A 3,659-nucleotide genomic window follows, 5' to 3' on the forward strand; every position below is an offset into this window, starting at 1 on the left:
TCTCATGACCGGTCTCTTGTGCAATCTGCAGCAGCCCCGTCGCCAACTGCTCGGTAATCCGCTCCAGATACTCATAGGTACCGGGTCGGCGCAAGATGTCCAGAGTGTGGATCCCGGCCGTCATGGCCAGGGGGTTGCCGGAGAGGGTGCCCGCCTGGTACATGGGCCCCGCCGGCGCCACCATCTCCATAATCTCCCGCCGACCGCCGTAGGCCCCCACCGGCAGGCCGCCGCCGATCACCTTGCCCAGGGTGGTCAAATCGGGGATGACGCCAAACTTGGCCTGCACGCCGCCGTAGCTGATGCGAAAGCCGGTCATCACCTCGTCAAACACCAGCAGGGCGCCATACTTTTGCGTCAGCTCCCGCAAACCCTCCAAAAAGCCCGGCTGCGGCGGAATGAAGCCGGCATTGCCCACCACCGGCTCCAGGATCACGCCGGCAATGGAGTCGGGATACTGCTCAAACAGAGCCTTGACTGCCTCTAGGTCGTTGTAGGGGGCGGTCAGCGTGGCACTGGTGGCAGCCTTGGGCACCCCCGGCGAATCTGGCAGGCCCAGCGTGGCTACCCCCGAGCCGGCCTTGACCAAAAACATGTCCGCATGGCCGTGGTAGCAGCCCTCGAACTTGATCACCTTTTCCCGCCCGGTGTAGGCCCGCATCAGGCGCAGCGCCGCCATGCAGGCTTCGGTGCCGGAGTTGACAAAGCGCACCATCTCCACGCTGGGCACCGCCTCGATCACCCGCTCGGCCAGCTCGTTTTCCAAAACGCAAGGGGCGCCAAAGCTGGTGCCTTTCTCCAGGGCCCGCCGCAACGCCTCGATCACCTCGGGGTGGGCGTGGCCGACAATCGCCGGCCCCCAACTGCCGATGTAGTCGATGTACTGGTTGCCATCCACATCCCAGGCGTAGGCGCCGGCAACGCGGTCGAAGACGACGGGATCCCCGCCCACCGACTTAAAGGCACGCACCGGAGAGCTGACGCCCCCCGGCATAAGCTGCTGCGCCCGTGCAAAGATCTGCCTGGAGCGGCTGGTGTTAAACGAGCGAGTGGGGAGAGTGCTGGTCATACTGGGAGCTGTTCAACGCATCTTCTAGGCTAGCAGGCAAGGAGACCTGCTGGTGGACTGCTGCCCTCTCTTTTGGTTTTAGTTACTTGGGCTTCCTTCTGGGGGATCCACCCACCGCCCATCGGCTTTGATGAGCTCGATCAGCGCCTGGACGCCCTCCGACTCGGGCACCTTCTTCACCTCCTCCTTTCCGCGGTAGAGGGAGATGTAGCCGGGGGTTTTCCCCACATAGCCGTAGTCGGCGTCGGCCATTTCCCCCGGCCCGTTGACGATGCAGCCCATGACGGCAATGTCGAGGCCCACCAGGTGCTGGGTTGCGGCCCGCACCTTCTGCAGTACTTCCTCCAAGTTGAAGAGGGTGCGGCCACAGGAGGGGCAGGCCACATATTCCACCATGGTTTTGCGCAGGTTGAGGGCCTGCAAGATGCCGTAGGCCACCGGGATCTCTTTTTCCGGGGCTTCGGTTAGGGAAACCCGAATGGTGTCACCGATCCCCTCGGCCAGAAGCGTCCCGATCCCCACTGCCGATTTGATGCGGCCATATTCTCCATCGCCGGCCTCGGTCACCCCCAAGTGGAAGGGGTAGTTCAGGCCCAAGGCATCGAAGCGGCGGGCCGCCAGCCGGTAGGCCGCCAACATCACCTGCGGACGGGAAGCTTTGAAGGAAAGAACTACGTTGTGGAAGTCTTGCTCGGCGCAAATCTCGGCATATTCTAGGGCCGACTCCACCATGCCCTCTGGAGTGTCTCCATACATGAAGAGCATGCGCTCGGCCAGGGATCCGTGGTTGACGCCGATGCGCAGGGCTTTGTTCTGAGCTTTGAGGGTCTGCACCAGGGGGGTGAAGGTTTCGCGGATCTTATTGCGGATGGCCTCCAGTTCGGCTTGGGTGTACTCGGTGCGACCGGGCTGCGGCTTTTCCAGGACGAACAGACCCGGGTTGATGCGCACCTTGTCCACGTATTGGGCGACCTCCAGGGCGATCTTGATGCCGTTGTGGTGGACATCGGCCACCAGCGGCACCGGCTTGTAGGTTTGGATCAGCTTGCTCCGAATCGCCTCCATCGCCTTGGCATGGGCCATGCTGGGAACGGTAACCCGCACGATCTCCGAGCCCGCCTCGTGCAGACGACGGATGGCCGCCACCGCCGCATCGATGTCGAGAGTGTCTTCGTTGATCATGGACTGCACCACCACCGGGTGCTGGCTGCCGATCAACACGTTGCCTACGGCTACGGTGCGGGTAGGACGACGGGGGTAGACCGGTTCTGGGTAGGGCTGCTGAGAGGGCGCGTTGGGCCGATCTAGAGTCTGCATGGCTTGCTAAAAAAGGGCTGCTCTAGCTTGATTGTAGGCCGAAATGCCAGCAAGACCGAGGATCTCCCCGCTTGGCCCACAGCTCCGACCCCCCGGCTTTGGCTAAAAAGCGCGGCACAGGTCTAGGGGTAGAAGGCGCAAACAAGCTGACTTCTCGGACAAATGGCGCAATAAAGAAAAGTCAAGCCAATCAACTGCCCCAGGGGAGCAGGATCACTCTCGATGAAGCCGTCCTAGCCGCACAAGCCGCACAATTTGCTAGAAACTAGGGTGTCGGTACTCCCTTTGTCAAGCTGGGCAAACTCCCCTGCCATTCTTGCCAGGGGGACGGTGGCTTTGAAGCAAGCCCGCCTGCCTTGGACGGCAACAGGGTGTCAAAGCAAAACACCCTGAGTTCCAAGATGAGCCGTATGCACCTGGGAGCTCTAGAGGGAGAGAGAGCAATCCCCGGTTAGCGGTATAACCTCGGTCTCAAAGGTTTCTAGAGAAATCCCTCCGCACGAGCAGGCAGCGTTTTGGCTAGGGCCGATAAGCAGGAATTAAAATGCTCCCCTTGGGCTGGCGCGAGGGCGTCCTTTGCGGCCAAGTCTGAGGTGGAGGTAAGCCGCCCCTGAAAACGGCACTCAAGGGCCTAGGGGAACTGTCTACAGGGAAAGAGGCAACTGCCGGCGCTGAGGGTGCTCTTGGAGCCGCTCAGCATCTGTCCTAGCGGAGAAGACAGGGCTTCAGCCATCCGATTCCGTGGGCTGATCCCTGAGGAGGTGGCTGCGAATAAAGTCTTTGGGCGTCACGCTTTCCACAAACTTATGGAAGGCCTCCCGCTCTGCCTCGTCGGCATCTTGGTTCATCGGGATCGAAGCTTCCGCAATCACCTCTTCTACGGTCCAGATGGGGGCATGGGCCCGCAAGGCAAGGGCAATGGCATCGCTGGGGCGGCAGTCGATCTCCTGCTTTTTATCGCCGCAGACTGTAACAAGCACTGCATAGAAGGTGTTGTCCAGCAGCGCGTGGATGATAACCCGCTCCAGCTTGATCCCCCAAGCTTTCCAGGAGTTCAGAATAAGGTCGTGGGTCATGGGGCGGAGGGGCTTTTGGTCGTCCAGCGCCTGCAGAATGGCGTTGGCCTCCGCTCTTCCTACCCAGATGGGTAGGGCACGCCGCTCATGGGTATCGCGCAAGATGACAATGGGAGCCTGGTTGACAGCGTCGACCGCGATCCCAGCCACATGCATCTCGATCATGAGCACTCGCCTCCAGCCTTCAGACCTCGATC

General features: G+C 61.3%; 3 protein-coding genes. All 3 read right to left on the reverse strand.

Annotated elements, in window-relative coordinates; translation table 11 throughout:
- The coding region (gene hemL, locus NW809_RS11220; protein WP_414402162.1) for a glutamate-1-semialdehyde 2,1-aminomutase at positions 1-1,069 on the reverse strand (1,069 nt) is incomplete at its 3' end.
- Between the two features lie 78 nt (positions 1,070-1,147).
- Positions 1,148-2,386 carry a (E)-4-hydroxy-3-methylbut-2-enyl-diphosphate synthase gene (gene ispG / locus NW809_RS11225; protein ID WP_011431186.1) on the reverse strand — a complete coding sequence of 413 codons (1,239 nt, stop codon included), beginning with the start codon at positions 2,384-2,386 and terminating at the stop codon, positions 1,148-1,150.
- Positions 2,387-3,111: 725 nt separating this feature from the next.
- On the reverse strand, positions 3,112-3,627 hold the full coding sequence (locus NW809_RS11230; protein WP_041438544.1) for a bifunctional nuclease family protein: 516 nt from the start codon (positions 3,625-3,627) through the stop codon (positions 3,112-3,114).
- Positions 3,628-3,659 lie beyond the last annotated feature (32 nt).

The organism is Synechococcus sp. WC101 (genome assembly GCF_047461555.1).
Lineage (GTDB): Bacteria > Cyanobacteriota > Cyanobacteriia > Thermostichales > Thermostichaceae > Thermostichus.

Bases quoted from the DNA above. Each gene is read 5' to 3' on its own strand.
- NW809_RS11230 (WP_041438544.1), bottom strand. From the start codon at position 3,627: ATGATCGAGATGCATGTGGCTGGGATCGCGGTCGACGCTGTCAACCAG.
- ispG (WP_011431186.1), bottom strand. From the start codon at position 2,386: ATGCAGACTCTAGATCGGCCCAACGCGCCCTCTCAGCAGCCCTACCCA.